The following is an 857-nucleotide window of genomic DNA, read 5'->3' as shown; positions in this document are numbered from 1 at the left end:
ACGCATCCGCTGCTGTAATCCTGCCAAAGGACCATCAATCATTTCAGCCTGAACCGTTGCCGGTAACTGTTTGAACCAGCGTTGATAATCATCCGCTGTCATAGTGTTAGCAACCTTGGACATCGCTGATAATGCTTCAGCGTCTTCAGGTAAATTCACCCCTTGAAGTTGCAGCATATCCAGCAAAGATTCCGCATCTTTTGGCAGCTCACCTGTCTGATAACCTGCGTTTTTAAGCGCATTTAATATTTCCAATAAACTTTCCGGCACATTCAGATTATCGGCGCCGATATTGTGTCTGCCGGGAGGATGGTTGTAATAAATAATCGCAACACGTTTATCAGCATTGTCTTTTTGTTGCAGGTCCAGCCAGCGTTGCATGCGTATTGCCTGGCGGTTAATTTCGCTGGTGACAGGCAGACTTTGCGTAAGCTGTGCACCGGTTTGCTGATCAAGCTTTGCCGGCTCCGATAAGGCTAATATCTGCGGCTGACTAACCCCCTGTAACTCGGGCATGGCGATTCGGTAATGAATCGAGTCGCGTGGAACACCTTGTGCTGATAAATCATAATCAGCTTGAGTCAGCTCCGTTATACGGATACCTTTTACTACCGGCACATTCATTTCGGTAAACAGCTGTTCCACCTGTTCCCGACCATCACCACCACCAATCACAAAATCCTGAATGGAAACCAGGCCCCATGGCGTGTTTTGTAAGTGGTTGTTCATCAGATTGTGGATAGTTTTAATCGCCACAACACTGGGTTTCCCCCAGGCGGCCAAAACTGAAATGCATTGGCTGTTCAATGCCTGGCAGTATTGTTGATGCAATTTCCATTCACCGGTCAAGTCGCCAC

The 857-nt window shown here is 47.6% G+C and carries 1 protein-coding gene; it reads right to left on the bottom strand.

The features are described from left to right. A partial coding sequence (locus tag B3O33_RS06115) for a cobaltochelatase subunit CobN (RefSeq protein WP_292363213.1) occupies positions 1-849 on the bottom strand: 849 nt, incomplete at its 3' end. Between the last annotated feature and the right edge of the window lie 8 nt (positions 850-857).

The organism is Methylophaga sp. UBA1464 (assembly GCF_002325665.1).
Classification (GTDB): Bacteria; Pseudomonadota; Gammaproteobacteria; order Nitrosococcales; family Methylophagaceae; genus Methylophaga.
The sequence above is the reverse complement of the archived record's forward strand: the minus strand, read 5'-3'. Positions and strand labels throughout refer to the sequence as shown.